At 41.2% G+C, this 14,980-nt stretch carries 15 protein-coding genes; 12 read left to right on the top strand and 3 right to left on the bottom strand.

Annotated features, from left to right (window positions below; all coding sequences use genetic code 11):
• Positions 1-233 precede the first annotated feature (233 nt).
• The 4 genes from ACRWQM_RS10715 (at position 234) to ACRWQM_RS10700 (ending at position 4,857) form a co-directional block, all read left to right on the top strand.
• Complete coding sequence (locus ACRWQM_RS10715; protein WP_226410244.1) at positions 234-602, top strand: YbaN family protein; 369 nt, start codon at positions 234-236, stop codon at positions 600-602.
• Between the two features lie 105 nt (positions 603-707).
• Positions 708-1,259, top strand: a complete 552-nt coding sequence (gene apt / locus ACRWQM_RS10710; RefSeq protein WP_226415957.1) for an adenine phosphoribosyltransferase — start codon at positions 708-710, stop codon at positions 1,257-1,259.
• 138 nt (positions 1,260-1,397) lie between these two features.
• Positions 1,398-4,307 (top strand): DNA polymerase III subunit gamma/tau, encoded by a 2,910-nt coding sequence (gene dnaX / locus ACRWQM_RS10705; RefSeq protein WP_434929976.1) that lies wholly within the window; start codon positions 1,398-1,400, stop codon positions 4,305-4,307.
• Positions 4,308-4,527: 220 nt separating this feature from the next.
• A complete protein-coding gene (locus tag ACRWQM_RS10700) occupies positions 4,528-4,857 on the top strand; it encodes a YbaB/EbfC family nucleoid-associated protein (protein WP_226410242.1) in 330 nt (109 codons plus the stop codon).
• A gap of 101 nt (positions 4,858-4,958) precedes the next feature.
• Here ACRWQM_RS10700 and ACRWQM_RS10695 read toward each other — a convergent pair whose 3' ends face one another.
• Positions 4,959-5,465 (bottom strand): lactoylglutathione lyase family protein, encoded by a 507-nt coding sequence (locus tag ACRWQM_RS10695; protein ID WP_434929974.1) that lies wholly within the window; start codon positions 5,463-5,465, stop codon positions 4,959-4,961.
• 176 nt (positions 5,466-5,641) lie between these two features.
• On the opposite strand from ACRWQM_RS10695, the gene ACRWQM_RS10690 reads away from it, so the two are divergent.
• Positions 5,642-6,538, top strand: coding sequence for a LysR family transcriptional regulator (locus ACRWQM_RS10690; protein ID WP_434929972.1), 897 nt, complete (start codon positions 5,642-5,644; stop codon positions 6,536-6,538).
• A gap of 79 nt (positions 6,539-6,617) precedes the next feature.
• Here the strand turns inward: ACRWQM_RS10690 and ACRWQM_RS10685 are convergent, their stop codons facing one another.
• Both ACRWQM_RS10685 and folX read right to left on the bottom strand, forming a co-directional pair.
• The gene (locus tag ACRWQM_RS10685; RefSeq protein ID WP_434929971.1) at positions 6,618-7,505 is read right to left on the bottom strand and encodes a TIGR01777 family oxidoreductase; all 888 of its coding nucleotides are present in this window, start codon (positions 7,503-7,505) and stop codon (positions 6,618-6,620) included.
• 91 nt (positions 7,506-7,596) lie between these two features.
• Positions 7,597-7,965, bottom strand: a complete 369-nt coding sequence (gene folX, locus ACRWQM_RS10680) for a dihydroneopterin triphosphate 2'-epimerase (protein WP_434925870.1) — start codon at positions 7,963-7,965, stop codon at positions 7,597-7,599.
• Positions 7,966-8,052: 87 nt separating this feature from the next.
• Between folX and ACRWQM_RS10675 the strand changes: the two genes are divergently transcribed.
• The 7 genes from ACRWQM_RS10675 to ACRWQM_RS10645 all read left to right on the top strand — a co-directional run bounded on the left by ACRWQM_RS10675 (position 8,053) and on the right by ACRWQM_RS10645 (position 14,944).
• A complete protein-coding gene (locus tag ACRWQM_RS10675; RefSeq protein ID WP_434929970.1) occupies positions 8,053-9,225 on the top strand; it encodes an AI-2E family transporter in 1,173 nt (390 codons plus the stop codon).
• Positions 9,226-9,383: 158 nt separating this feature from the next.
• Positions 9,384-10,292, top strand: coding sequence for a class I SAM-dependent methyltransferase (locus ACRWQM_RS10670; protein ID WP_434925872.1), 909 nt, complete (start codon positions 9,384-9,386; stop codon positions 10,290-10,292).
• 611 nt (positions 10,293-10,903) lie between these two features.
• Positions 10,904-11,062: a periplasmic nitrate reductase, NapE protein gene (locus tag ACRWQM_RS10665; protein WP_226410235.1), complete on the top strand. Its 159-nt coding sequence runs from the start codon at positions 10,904-10,906 to the stop codon at positions 11,060-11,062.
• 42 nt (positions 11,063-11,104) lie between these two features.
• Complete coding sequence (locus ACRWQM_RS10660; RefSeq protein WP_226410234.1) at positions 11,105-11,362, top strand: chaperone NapD; 258 nt, start codon at positions 11,105-11,107, stop codon at positions 11,360-11,362.
• Positions 11,363-11,364: 2 nt separating this feature from the next.
• The gene (napA, locus tag ACRWQM_RS10655; RefSeq protein ID WP_434932022.1) at positions 11,365-13,854 is read left to right on the top strand and encodes a nitrate reductase catalytic subunit NapA; all 2,490 of its coding nucleotides are present in this window, start codon (positions 11,365-11,367) and stop codon (positions 13,852-13,854) included.
• A gap of 35 nt (positions 13,855-13,889) precedes the next feature.
• Positions 13,890-14,336 (top strand): nitrate reductase cytochrome c-type subunit, encoded by a 447-nt coding sequence (locus tag ACRWQM_RS10650; protein WP_404830054.1) that lies wholly within the window; start codon positions 13,890-13,892, stop codon positions 14,334-14,336.
• 20 nt (positions 14,337-14,356) lie between these two features.
• Positions 14,357-14,944 carry a cytochrome c3 family protein gene (locus ACRWQM_RS10645; protein ID WP_226415953.1) on the top strand — a complete coding sequence of 196 codons (588 nt, stop codon included), beginning with the start codon at positions 14,357-14,359 and terminating at the stop codon, positions 14,942-14,944.
• Positions 14,945-14,980: the final 36 nt, after the last annotated feature.

Genomic DNA, 14,980 nt, shown 5'->3' with positions numbered 1-14,980 from the left:
AAACATAACCAAGTTCTTTTGCCGAAGGAAATATCATGAGCGAGCCGTTTAAAGATCCATTCAACATTTTTTATTTAATTGGTTTTATTGCTGTTTTACTTATTCCGACACTGCCAGCCACATTAACTTGGTTAAAAATATCTGGCTTAATTTAGACCAGGCATTAGGTTATAATAACCAGCAAGACCAGAGCCACTCATGTAGAGTGGTTTTTTATTTTAGGGTGACTAAGTATGATACTAAAGCGCGGCTTATATCTTTGCGTAGGACTACTTAGTTTAATACTTGGCATCATCGGTATTATTCTGCCTGTATTGCCAACAGTGCCTTTTATCCTATTGGCAGCATTTTGTTTTGCGCGTTCAAGTGACAAACTGCACCTATGGTTAATGACACACCCTTGGTTTTCTGAAGCATTACATAATTGGCAAACTAAGCGGGCAATGGATAAATCTTTAAAGCGCCGCGCGATGATAATGACCACATTAAGTTTTGCGTTAAGTATCACCATAGTGCCCATTATTTGGGTGAAAGCGATGCTGTTTTGTATGTTGTGTGGTTTGTTGCTTTATTTGTGGCAGATCCCAGAGTTAACAGAATAATTGCACAACAGTTGCAAGCCATAGACAACAGGCTTAAGATCGCTTCTATAATTAAAATAGTCCCCAGTGGGGCTTTTTTATTGCAATCACATTTAAAGAGTTCTCATTATGATGAATAAAGACAGTTTAGCGCTGATTAAGCAAAGCATTAAAACCATTCCTGATTACCCTAAAGCGGGCATCATGTTTCGCGATGTCACCAGCCTTTTAGAAAATGCAGAAGCTTACAAAGCCACTATTGCTTTATTAGTTGCACATTATCAATCTAAAGGCTTTACCAAGGTGGTAGGCACTGAAGCACGCGGTTTCTTATTTGGTGCACCTTTAGCGCTTGAGCTCGGTATCGGTTTTGTGCCGGTGCGTAAGCCTGGTAAATTACCGCGCGAGACCATCAGCCAAAGTTATCAACTAGAATACGGCAAAGACACTTTAGAAATTCATATTGATGCGATAAATGCCGATGACAAAGTGTTAGTGATTGATGATTTATTAGCCACAGGTGGCACAATTGAAGCAACGGTTAAGCTAATCCGCCAATTAGGTGGTGAAGTTAAACATGCAGCCTTTGTTATTTCATTACCTGAAATTGGTGGCGAAGCACGCTTAAAAGGCATGGGCATAGAAGTATTAAGCTTATGTGAGTTTGAAGGTGAGTAAGCAGCTTTATCAACAAGGATTGAATTGTTGATAAAGCCAGCTAATAGCCGCCAAACAATAGCCTGTGGCTGTTTTGCATGTTATTGTTTGGCATAATTAGCGGGATCAATTCCCGAACTTTTTAGCTTGGGGAATTGCATGTCTTATCAGGTGTTAGCCCGTAAATGGCGCCCTGCCAAATTTGAACAAATGGTCGGTCAAGCGCATGTGTTATTAGCGCTGACTAACGCATTAAGTCAGCAACGTTTACATCATGCCTATTTATTTACCGGCACCCGTGGGGTCGGCAAAACCAGTTTAGCGCGTCTGTTTGCCAAAGGCTTAAACTGTGAGCAAGGCGTGACGGCAAATCCTTGTGGCGTATGTTCAAGTTGTGAAGAAATCGCTCAAGGTCGATTTGTCGATTTAATTGAGGTGGATGCTGCTTCACGAACCAAAGTAGATGACACCCGAGAATTATTAGATAACGTCCAATATCGTCCTTCACGTGGCCGCTATAAAGTCTACTTAATCGATGAAGTTCATATGCTTTCTCGTAGCAGTTTTAATGCCTTGCTTAAAACCTTAGAAGAGCCTCCCGAACACGTAAAATTCCTATTAGCGACAACTGACCCGCAAAAGTTACCTGTTACCGTGCTGTCACGTTGTTTGCAGTTCAATTTAAAAAGCTTATCCCAAGAAGAAATTGCCAAACAGTTAGATTTTGTTTTAACCCAAGAGCAATTACCCTTTGAAAACCAGGCGCTGACGTTATTAGCTAAAGCAGCCAATGGCAGTATGCGTGATGCATTAAGTTTGACCGATCAAGCCATTGCCTTTGGTTCTGGTCAAGTGATGCATCAACAGGTACAAACCATGTTGGGCAGTATTGACCAGCAGCAGGTTATTGCACTGTTAAAAGCCCTGTGTGATGCCGATATTGAACCTTTAATGCAAACGGTTTCCAAGGTGTTAGCATTTGGTGCTGATGCGCAAGAAGTACTGCGCAGCTTATTGGAATTACTGCATCAAATCACCTTGACTCAATTTGCTCCAGCAGCGGCGCAGTCATCTTTATATAGCGAACAAATTTTGGCTTTTGCCCAGCAAATATCCGCTGAGCAAATTCAGCTCTACTATCAAATGTTACTGGCTGGACGCAAAGACTTACCTTTTGCCCCGGATCCAAAATCAGGTTTAGAGATGGCTTTATTGCGCGCAGTTGCATTTGTGCCAGAAAAACAAGCTAAGCGCTGGGTGACTGGCACGCCAGCTAAAGTCGATTTGACTGAGGCCGCGTTAATATCGCAAGAGGTCATAGAGACTCGCCCAAAGTCCGCAACTGAAAATGTTATTCAACAGTCTTTAGCCGCTGATACTGAAGAAGCGACGGGTATTGAGATCACTAGTTTAGAACTCGCCAGTATTGAAAATATTAGTGCTCAAGCCAGTGATACTAAAACAGTGGTTGAGCAAAGTACGCCGTTAGCTGCCCACTCGCACTCTCAACTTCAACCTCAACCTCAAGATGACCTTGACGATAAGGCTGTCGTTGATAATGAAGATGATGCGGCGGCAGAATTAATTGCCCAGCAGGCCATGGTGCTTAATCAGGCTGAAAGTATGGGCTTTGCTAGCAATAGCACTGCTACCAAGATAATTGACAGTGAAAGTGATAGTCAGACTGACATAAGCCTTCAATCTGAAACGGAACTGACTATTACGGCTGCAGTTGAGCCTGAATTTATTGATCATAACCAGTCAAGTGATCAACTAAGTGATCAATATTCTACCACCGACTATGGTGACTATAGTGATATTCAATACGGTGACGATGACGGCCAAGATAATAGCGACTATGAAGATTATCTTGCTTATAATCAGCACTCTGCTGGAGATGCATCACTTACTCCGCTTCAGCCAACAAAAGGGCTTAAAGCTGATAGTGAACAATTAGATCCATCCGTCAGTTCATCAGTTCAGCAACATGATGGCATAATAAACAATACCGATGGATTGGTTGAGTTGGATGATGACCCATTAGATGACATTCTCGATCTCGTATTAGCCAGTAGAGACACTTTATTGGCTGAAGTTATTGCCCATAAAGCGCAGGATGAAGTAGATGCTTCACATAAAAAAGCGGCAGATAAACAGCAAGCTAAGCAATCTAAGCTGGGCAGTGTTAGCACCCTTGAGCTTAAAAGTAATGATAAAATAGCACCGCAGCAATCATTGGCCCAAGATGAAGAGCCGCAAACTGTCATAGCAGAGTCTACTTCTCCAGCGACAACAACTATACCAACTCAAAACACTCACGCCCATCAAGCTGATACCGTTTATGACAGGCCACCTTGGGAAGCACCAACAGATGAAGAGCTGGCAGAAAAAGTCCAGTCAAGATTATCGCAAAGTGAGTCTTTAAGTTTACCTTCAGAGCCAGCTATATCGTCTGTGCCAACTGAACCATCACTTGAGCAGCATAAGACACCTGTTGGTATTGATTCCAATGATACGATAACTAATCATGTCGAAATGGCGGATGTAGATACTCAGCAGCATGTACAAGTTGAACCTGTGGCTGAAACGATACCTGCTATTGGTTACCCCACAGTTATCGGCCATAAAATTACTGGTCATACTGTCGACTTACATTGGTATCAAGTCATGGCACAAGTTAAAGTTGGTGGGCGCGTTAGACAGCTTGGGGTGAACTCTTTGTGTAAAGAGGTATCAAACCCGATACAACTCACCCTAAAACCGGATCAAAAACATCTGTGTGCAGATATTGCTATTGGCCAATTACAAGCTGGGTTATCGGCGTTTTTACAACAAGATATTCAAGTGAATATTGATATTGGCCAAGACTCGAAGCGGGAAACGCCATTGGAGCTACGTAAACGTTTTCACCACGAGTTAGTATTACAAGCTAAGCAATCGATACTGACCGATGACAGTGTAAAGTGGATGATAGATCAGCTTGCAGCTCAATTAGATGACGACTCAGTGGTTTATCCACCTGAGCAGCTTAATACCGTGGCGGAACAAATCCCCGCATTGCTCGGATAAGAGCCTTTCATGGGCAAAAATTCACTTGTTATACAATTCATAGCTTAGATATAGTGAAGTTTGACAATAGCCATTAAGCGTTAACCTTAACTTTGAATAGGTTAGCAAGTTCGCAAATTTATATTAACCCGTTTGCTAATCTGATTAATTTCAGTAAAATCAGGTTAATTTTGGCGACTTGCTATAACTCAGATTATTTAATAGAGAAAGAGAAAAGATTATGTTTGGAAAAGGCGGCATGGGCAACTTAATGAAGCAAGCCCAAATGATGCAAGACAAAATGGCTAAAGTGCAGGAAGAAATTGCCCGTATGGAAGTTGTTGGCGAGTCTGGCGCAGGTTTAGTTAAAATCACCATGACAGGTGCACACAATGTGCGTCGTGTTGAAATTGATCCAAGTTTGATGGAAGACGATAAAGAAATGCTGGAAGATTTAATTGCAGCAGCATGTAATGATGCCGTTCGTCGTGTTGAAGAAAATCAGAAAACTAAAATGGCTGAAGTGACTGGCGGTATGCAATTACCACCAGGCATGAAAATGCCGTTCTAATACGAGTCCATTACCACAATTTCAATCACGAAATGGTGGTAATAATAAAAAGCTCAAGCCGTGATGGCTTGAGCTTTTTTGATCTCGATTTCTAGATCAACCTACTTATTATAAGCACCACTGGCATAATGTAACTCATAGCTGTGGCTGTAAATTTCTAAGATATTACCAAATGGGTCTTCCATATAAATCATCCGGTATGGTTTTTCACCAGGGTAATAGTAACGGGGCGCTTTCATACGTTTTTTACCACCAGCGGCAACAATTTTCTCTGCTAAACCTTCAACATCAGGGTCTTGAACACAGAAGTGAAATATTCCTGTTTTCCAGTACTCAAAGTTATTTTCTGGGTTTTCCTGATTATTGAATTGAAACAGTTCTACGCCAATTCGATCACCGGTAGACATATGGGCAATGTTAAATGACTTCCAGCCAGCACCAAACACATCGGTACACATTTCACCAATAGCACTGTCATCTTCTGTTATTTCAGTAGGCTCCATAATTAAATACCAGCCCAGAACTTCCGTGTAGAATTTTACCGCTGCCTTGATGTCGGGCACTGAAATACCAATGTGTGAAAAACTGCGTGGATAATTGTTTGTCATAAAAACCTCTGCTGTTACGGATGTTTTGTTTCAATGAGGTTAGTGTATTTAAAAATAACTTCATTTAAAAATTATCATAAATACTCATTATGATAATATTTTGTTATTATTTTTTGTTGGATGTTTAAATAGCACTATATGTGAGTTATCTGGTGTTATGAATAGGAGGTGATGGAATGTTAAATCAACAGTGGTTAACCACGTTTATCTCTTTAGTTGAGCTTGGGCATTTTACCCAAACGGCGGAAAAGCTTTTTATGACTCAGCCCGGAGTGAGTCAACATATTAAAAAGCTTGAACAGCAGGTGGGTAGTGCATTGATTAATCGCATTGGTAAACGATTTGAACTGACTGAAGCCGGTCTAGCCGTTTATCATTATGCGTGCCTAATGCAAAGCCAGCAGCAGGCATTACTTGACAATTTAGCTGTCGATACGCCCTTTTCAGGCGAGTGCAAAATAGGCTGTTCTGGCTCAATGGCGTCTTTGCTATACCCTTACTTGCTCAAAGAGCAACAAAATCACCCTGATTTACGCATGTATTTAGAAGCGGGTCCTAACAAACGAATTATTGAAAGTGTTTTAACCAATCAATTAGATTTAGGTATTGTTACTCAAAATGTGGTGCAACCTGAGCTAGTGAGTACACAGATAGGTCTTCAGTCTTTGTGTTTGGTATTACCTAAAATGGTGGCAGGAAAACCGTATCAACCTAATATCAACTTTGAGTCATTAACCCTGCTTGGGATGATAGAGCATCCTGATGCCCATTATTATTGGCATCAATTAAAGGCTGCTTTTTTTCAAGCCGAATCGACTATAACAATAAAAACAAAAGGTTATGTTAATCAGCTTAATCAAATATTATTACCCGTCGCTAACGGACTTGGCTTTACTGTATTACCTGAGTTTGCGGTAAGAAGTTTTGTGCAACAGGGAGATATTCAAATAGCAAAAAATAAGGATGGACAAGCATTAATCGTTTTTGAGCCATTATATTTAGTGAATAAGCAACATCGTGTACTGGCAACACGTTATCAAAACATTATTCGTTTAATTAAATCGCTAATGTAAGCTTTAGGATAAATTGTTCGCTTACCTGCATTAAACAGATAAGCTTGGCAACAATGTTAGTTAGCGGGTGCCACAGGTATTAGGCTATGGCCGCTAATGCTGAATTTACATCGGTGAACTTGAATGTAAATCCTTCTGACAACGCACGGGTTGGCAGTACATATTGACCTTCTGTGAGTAATTCTGACATTTCTCCCATGGCTAATCTTAACGCTAGAGGTGGGGCGATAATTTTTGCTGGGCGATTTAATGCTTTGCCCAAGGCAGATGAAAATTCGGCGTTACTAACAGGATTTGGGGCTGTGGCGTTGTAAATTCCCCGTGTTGTTGGGGTCGTCAACATCCATATAATTAATGCCACTAAGTCATCCTGGTGTATCCAGCTCATTCCTTGTTTGCCTTTCCCAATTGGGCCGCCTAGGCCTAATTTGAATGGGGGTAACATCTTGCTTAATGCACCGCCATTTTTACCCAGCACTATACCAATGCGAGGTATGCATACTCGAGTGGTTGATGAGTCTGCTTCAATGGCCAGTTGTTCCCATTTTTGACATATTTGATGACTAAACTCATCATGAAATTGGCTATGTTCGTCAACTGGTTCCTGGCCTTGTCTGCCGTAATAACCGATAGCTGAAGCACTAATGAATGCTGCTGGGGGGCGTTGGCTTGAAGCGATTAATTGACTTAGCTTTTGAGTAATATCCCAACGGCTATGGCAAATGCGGATCTTCTGGTTTTTAGTCCAGCGTTTAGCCACAATCGGTTCGCCAGCTAAATTGATTACCGCATCGAAATTGTCTAAATTGTTCAGTTGGGCGATATCTTCAATAAAAGTATGATGGGTGCCTAACACTTTTGCGGCTTGATTAATGTCGCGGGAGAGGACAGTTAATTTATGTTCAGCCAGTTTGGCAACCAAATGTTTGCCAACAAAGCCGGTTGCACCAGTGATTAGTATATTCATATGCCACTCTAGCCAATAATTTTAAATGCAGTATACAGTAACATACGCATTATAATCTTGAGTTGATCAATACCAAACGTGCTCAATACTGTTAAGTAGGCTTTTGATAACAAAGCTCCATTGATACTGAGTCGGCAAATCTAAGTGCATGTGGCTTGTCAATTTCAACACTAGCAAACTCAACCCAATGATGCTCACTGGCTATTTCTAGGGTCTGGTTGGTCAAGTTTTCCAGTAATAAGAAACGATTGTTTTCAATTAAGGCAATGATTTTTTTTGTTATAGTGCGATAATTGAGAGCGTCTGCTAGGTTATCACTATTGCGAGCTTTGTCTGCACAGTAATGAATGATGACATTAATGATGACATCTTGTTGGTTTTGAATTTCATCTTCTTTAATGCCGATATAGGTACGTAAACGAAGATTTTTAATGCGTATAATAGCGGTTTCTGGTTTCATAATATTTTTCTAGTAATAAAGATTTTTCAATGAGTAAGCTTAACATAACTAATTTAGCACTTCGGTAGCAACAAGGATTTTTCTTCTATGAAGGGTATACATCAATCGTCTATGGCGGTTCGCAGTTTCATTGTAATGGCATGCGTAGTGATTATTCTTGCGGGCATTAAAACGGCCAGTCCTATTGTAGTGCCTTTTGTGTTATCGGCATTTTTAGCAATGATTTGTAATCCTGCTATTACGTTAATGTGTCGGTTCAAAATTCCTAAAGCGCTAGCTGTGATGCTGCTGATGTTATTCATTGTGCTAATTGGTTTATGGCTAGCAAGTTTAGTCGGCAGTTCAGTGAATGAATTTTCAAAGCAAATGCCAGTTTATCGTGCCCAATTAATAGAGCAGTTTGCATGGGTGCTCGATAAACTCCAATCGTTTAATATTAATATCTCCCGAGATAAAGTATTAGAGTATTTTGATCCCGGTATGGCCCTAAGCATGACCACTAATATGCTTTCTGGTGTGGGTAATGTGATGGCTAATTTATTCTTAATCATTTTGACCATTGTATTTATGTTGTTCGAAGCACAAGACATGCCTAAAAAATTCCATCTGGCGCTAGATGATCCTGATATGCGTTTAAAGCAAATCGATAAATTTTTAAATTCAGTTAATCAATACATGATGATTAAGACGTTAGTCAGTTTAGCAACCGGTGTGATTGTCGGCATTGGCTTATCGATTATAGGTGTTGATTACGCCTTGTTATGGGTCGTTATCGCTTTTTTGTTTAATTACATTCCTAACATAGGGTCTATTATTGCCGCTATCCCTGCTGTGCTATTGGCTTTTATTCAGTTTGGTCCCGGCACGGCAGGGGCAACAGGATTACTTTACTTTGGCACCAATATGGTGATGGGTAATGTGATTGAGCCTAAGTTTATGGGGAAAGGTTTAGGCTTATCAACCTTAGTGGTTTTCCTGTCATTAATCTTTTGGGGATGGCTATTAGGCTCTGTTGGGATGTTATTATCAGTCCCACTGACCATGGTGGTTAAAATTGGCATGGAATCGAGTCAGTCGGGTATGTGGTTAGCGATTTTATTAGCAGACAATGTCGACGATGCAGAAGATAAAATGACCGAGTTAGACTCTGAGGCGCAAGCCAGTAGCGAAGAAGTAGAAGTTGACAATGTGGAGGGTGAACCAATCGCTGCGGTGAATAAGCTGGATGATACAGATGATGAACCTAGTCAAAAGAGCTAATATTTCTAACTGAGTCACTCATATTTACCACTATATAAGTACGGCCAAATAGCCCTACTAAAACGATATCAATAAGCTAATATACTTTTAATATTAAAATGTTAATAGCTAAAATGAATCCAATTTAAAATAGAAAGATAAGAGAATACAGTATATTTATGTCTGGATTAATAACAGCCTTGAGTCAATTTACTTTTGATAATGAAGTTCAGCGGGTGTTTCATGGCCGTGGTGGTTTATTCCAAGGTGAAGAACACCTGTGTCTCGATTGGTATCCTCCCGTGCTACTGCTGACCAGCTTTAAATCATTGGATGAGCCAGAACAGCAAGCCTTGTTTACGGCCATCACCGAACAGTATCATCAGCAAGCTGACAGTAAAGAGTTGAATTTGGCATTTCAACATCGAAGTGGCGGGCAAACAGTGACTGAACTGGTCAGTGGTAGTGTGCCAGATAATCATGTAGTAACAGAGCAGGGCGCTTTGTTTAATGTGCATATCATGCGTGGACAAAATCATGGCTTATTCTTGGATATGGCAAATGGTCGACGCTGGGTACGGCAGCATGCTCAAGGTAAAAAAGTATTAAACTTATTTGCTTACACCTGTGGTTTTTCGGTCACGGCATTACTTGGTGGCGCAGATGAAGTGGTTAATATGGATATGAGCAAAGGTGCCCTCAGTATAGGCAAGCAAAATCATGTATTAAATGATTTACCTCAAGGTGCAAGATATCTTGGTCATGATATTTTTAAATCCTGGGGTAAGCTGACTAAATTGGGTCCCTATGACTTGATTGTTGCCGACCCTCCAAGTAATCAAAAGGGCAGTTTTGTGGCGACCAAAGATTATGAGCGTTTATTGAAGCGTTTACCTAGTCTACTTGCTGATAATGGCGAAGTGTTGTTGTGTTTAAATGCACCGGAATTAGGCTGTGATTTTTTAATGCAGCAAGTGTCCGACAATGCACCGCAACTACATTATGTTGAACGTATCGCCAATCCCGATATTTTTGCTGATATTGATGAGCAAAAGTCGTTAAAAGTACTGCGTTACTCACTCAGCTAGCATAGCCTATGTGCTCTCAGTGAACTATTTAACTGAGAGCCGTTATCTTTATTTTACCCATGCTACCTATTTTTCTGCTCAGCGGTCTCCTGGACCTAGGTCATCGTTTTACCTTTAAATTACGATAATGCCCTGTATTTTGCCCCTTCATTTTGCCCGTGAAATATTCACCGCTATTATCTTTAAGCAGCTATTTTTGTTAAATAACCTCAACTCGAGGGAAGAGATGAATTAATTGGATTGATATAGTCAACACTCCAGAGTTTCCCTTCAAGCTGAACTTTACGCTGTTAGCCAAGGCGGATTTACACGTCAATAGCTAGCCTATTGTAAGTAAATTCAACACAGTTAGCGGTGCAAAAAACGGTTTCACCTGCATTTATTATTCCGAGTTGATATTAAATAATATATTTAATCGATATTTATGCTTCAGACACTGCATGTTGAGTAATTGTTTACTTATTTTTAATGATCTAGATCAACTAATCACTTGTTTACCAATTTGTGAGTATATAGATCGCAAATTGTTTAACGGTAAAATCCATGTAAACCGAAATAATGACAATGACTTATTCATTAAGTCCCCCATCCTAACCACTCCTGGAGGCTCCATGAGTAAAGACACTAAAAGTGAAAAAAGTCTCGAATTGAAAATTTTTATCTTCTTGACGGTCTTCCTTGCACCTATTTTATCGGTACTTCTGGTCAGTGCTTTAGGCTTTAGCATCTGGTTTAGTCAAATTTTAACTGGCCCGCCAGGTGTTGGGTAATATAAAAACAAAAAATGAAAAATAAACATGTGAGTGTGATTAATGAGTAATGAACTTCACGTAACCAGTTTAATTGTCCAAGTACATCCAGACAAAATGGCTGATGTTAGACAAAAAATAATGGCAATCAAAAACGCAGAGCTTTCAGCAAACAATGACGTCAAGCTTGTTGTGGTGATTGAAGGTACAAGCCAAAAATCATTAATGGATGATATTTCGACAATTAATGCATTACCCGGCGTGTTAACAGCGACCATGGTTTACCACCAAAGTGAAGAGCTTGAAGAGGGTGAGATATGAAAATGAATAGACGTGATTTTATGAAAGCTAATGCCGCAATGGCAGCAGCGAGTGTCGCTGGATTAGCATTACCTGCAGCTGCAAGTAACCTAATTACCAGTTCAGAACAAACCAAACTTGAGTGGAATAAAGCCCCTTGCCGTTTCTGTGGTACAGGTTGCTCTGTGATGGTTGCAACCCGTGATGGTAAAGTCGTTGCGACACATGGTGATGCGAATAGTGAAGTTAACCGTGGTTTAAGCTGTGTTAAAGGTTATTTTCTATCCAAAATCATGTACGGCCGTGACCGCTTAACCTCGCCTATGTTACGTATGACCGATGGCAAGTATGACAAGCACGGTGAGTTTACTCCCGTTAGCTGGAGTACGGCTTTTGAAACCATGGCACAAAAGTGGAAAGCAACCATTAAGGCAAAAGGACCTACTGCTGTTGGCATGTTTGGTTCTGGTCAATGGACTGTTTGGGAAGGTTATGCCGCCGTTAAGCTAATGAAAGCTGGCTTTGGTACCAACAACATCGACCCTAACGCGCGCCACTGTATGGCTTCTGCTGTTGCTGGTTTTATGCGTACCTTTGGTATTGATGAACCTATGGGTTGTTACGATGATATGGAAGCGGCTGACGCGTTCGTATTATGGGGCTCTAACATGGCAGAAATGCACCCGATCCTTTGGACTCGAGTGACAGACCGTCGTTTAAGCGCGCCCCATGTAAAAGTCGCGGTATTATCGACCTTTGAGCACAGATCATTTGATTTAGCTGATTTGCCAATGGTGTTTAACCCGCAGACAGATTTGGCTATTCTTAACTTCATTGCTAATTACATTATCCAAAATGACAAGGTCAACTGGGATTTCGTCAATAAGCATGTCAATTTCCGTAAAGGCACCACTGACATAGGTTATGGCCTACGTGCGACTCATCCTACCCAGATGAAGTCTAAAAATGCCGATACCGCAAACGATTCAACCCCAATCGATTTTGAACAGTTTAAAAAGTTTGTTGCTGACTACGATGTGACATCGGTCAGTAAATTATCAGGTGTACCTGAGCACAAACTGCTTGAGCTTGCCGAGCTGTATGCTGATCCTAAAATTAAAGTGACCTCATTTTGGACCATGGGCTTTAACCAACACACTCGTGGTGTTTGGTGTAATAACTTGATGTACAACATTCACTTACTTGTGGGTAAAATTTCTACTCCAGGTAACAGTCCATTCTCTCTTACTGGCCAGCCTTCAGCTTGTGGTACTGCACGTGAAGTGGGCACTTTCTCGCACCGCTTACCTGCTGATATGGTTGTGACTAACCCAGAGCACAGAAAAATTGCTGAAAACATTTGGAAAATTCCAAGTGGTATTATTCCAGAAAAACCTGGGTTTCATGCCGTTGAGCAAAGCCGCCGCCTTAAAGATGGCGATCTAAATTGTTACTGGGTCCAAGTTAACAATAACATGCAGGCTGGCCCTAATATAAACGAAGAAGGCTTACCGGGTTACCGTAACCCAGATAACTTTATCGTGGTGTCAGATGCCTATCCAACAGTGACCACCCAAGCTGCAGACATGATTTTACCTACAGCTATGTGGGTTGAGAAAGAAGGCGCTTACGGTAATGCTGAACGTCGTACCCAGTTCTGGCATCAAATGGTCAAAGCACCGGGTGAGTCTAAGTCCGATTTATGGCAGTTAATGGAGTTTTCTAAATACTTCACCACTGACGAAGTGTGGCCTGAAGCGGTATTGGCAGCAAATCCGCAGTTTAAAGGTAAGACTTTATATGAAGTCTTGTATCAAAATGGCAATGTCGAAAAATTCCCACTTGCTGATGCGGATCCTAAATTCCTCAATGATGAAAATGAGGCATTTGGTTTCTATGTTCAAAAAGGGCTGTTTGAAGAATATGCTACCTTTGGTCGTGGCCATGGTCATGATTTAGCTGATTTTGACACATATCATAAAGAGCACGGTCTTCGTTGGCCTGTGGTTGATGGTAAAGAAACCAAATGGCGTTTCCGTGAAGGTTCAGATCCGTATGTCAAAGCGGGCAAAGGCTTTGAATTCTATGGTAAACCAGACGGTAAAGCGGTTATTTTCGCATTACCTTACGAACCCGCAGCGGAAGCCCCAGATGAAGAGTTCGACCTTTGGCTATCAACGGGTCGAGTGCTTGAACATTGGCATTCAGGTTCAATGACTCAGCGTGTACCAGAGCTTTATAAAGCTTTCCCTGATGCCGTGTGTTTTATGCATCCTGAAGATGCTAAAAAACGTGGTTTGCGCCGTGGTGATGAAATTAAAGTCATCTCGCGTCGAGGGGAAATTAAGACACGTGTAGAAACTCGTGGTCGTAATAAGCCACCTGTTGGCTTAGTGTTTGTACCTTGGTTTGATGCAAGTCAACTGATTAATAAAGTGACCTTAGATGCTACCGATCCAATATCTAAGCAAACAGACTTTAAAAAGTGTGCCATTAAGATTATGAAGGCATAAGGGGAAGACACATGAACATTATCAAAGTTGCGTCAATGGTTGCGATTTTAGGTTTATCATTCAGCGTACTGGCGACCAGTGTGCCTGAAGACCAGATTGATACCTTACGTTTGGCGCCAATTAATATCGAACCAACACCGCCAGCAATGCAGCAAGTGCTTAATACTGATTTAAAGCAAATGCGTAATTATCCAATGCAGCCACCTTTGATCCCTCACAAGATTGATGGTTACCAATTAGATTTAAAGGTCAATAAGTGTATGCAGTGCCATGCTCGCAATAGCACTGGCCACTCTCAAGCACCTATGGTTAGCGTGACTCACTACATGGACAGAGATAACAACTTCTTGGCTGAACTTTCTCCAAGACGTTATAACTGTACCCAGTGTCATGTGATTCAATTAGATGCCAAACTACTGGTCGAAAATGACTTTGTCGACCTCGATCATCTAATGGATGCTACAGCACCTGCTAAGCATTAGGAGTGACTATGTTGGCTAATTTGTTTGAAAAGCTAAAAGTTGTTTGGAAGGTACTAAACCGTCCGAGCGTTCATTACAGCCTTGGGTTTCTGACATTAGGTGGATTTGTTGCAGGGGTAATTTTCTGGGGTGGTTTTAACACTGCGCTTGAGGTGACCAACACAGAGAAATTCTGTATCGGTTGTCATGAGATGGAGAATAACGTCTATCAGGAATTACAAAGCACGATTCACTTCACTAACCGAAGTGGTGTGCGTGCAACCTGTCCTGATTGTCATGTTCCGCATAACTGGACCGATAAAATTGCCCGTAAAATGCAAGCTTCAAAAGAAGTGTGGGGCAAGGTGTTTGGTACAATTAACACCCGTGAAAAGTTTGAGGCGAAACGTCGTCACCTAGCTGAAAATGAGTGGGCCCGTCTGAAGGCAAATGACTCACTTGAATGTCGTAACTGTCATAACTTTGATTATATGGACTTTACTCGTCAATCAAAGCGTGCGTCACAAATGCATTCAACGTCATTGGCAAGCGGTGAGAAAACCTGTATCGATTGTCATAAGGGGATTGCACACCAATTACCTGATATGGCGGGTGTAGAAGGTTTCTAACCGTTAAGGCTAATACATGATCATAAAAGACCAGCT

The sequence above is a fragment of the Shewanella sp. HL-SH5 genome, from assembly GCF_051163755.1.
GTDB classification, from domain to species: domain Bacteria; phylum Pseudomonadota; class Gammaproteobacteria; order Enterobacterales; family Shewanellaceae; genus Shewanella; species Shewanella glacialimarina.
This window is presented reverse-complemented; position numbering and strand designations above follow the sequence as displayed.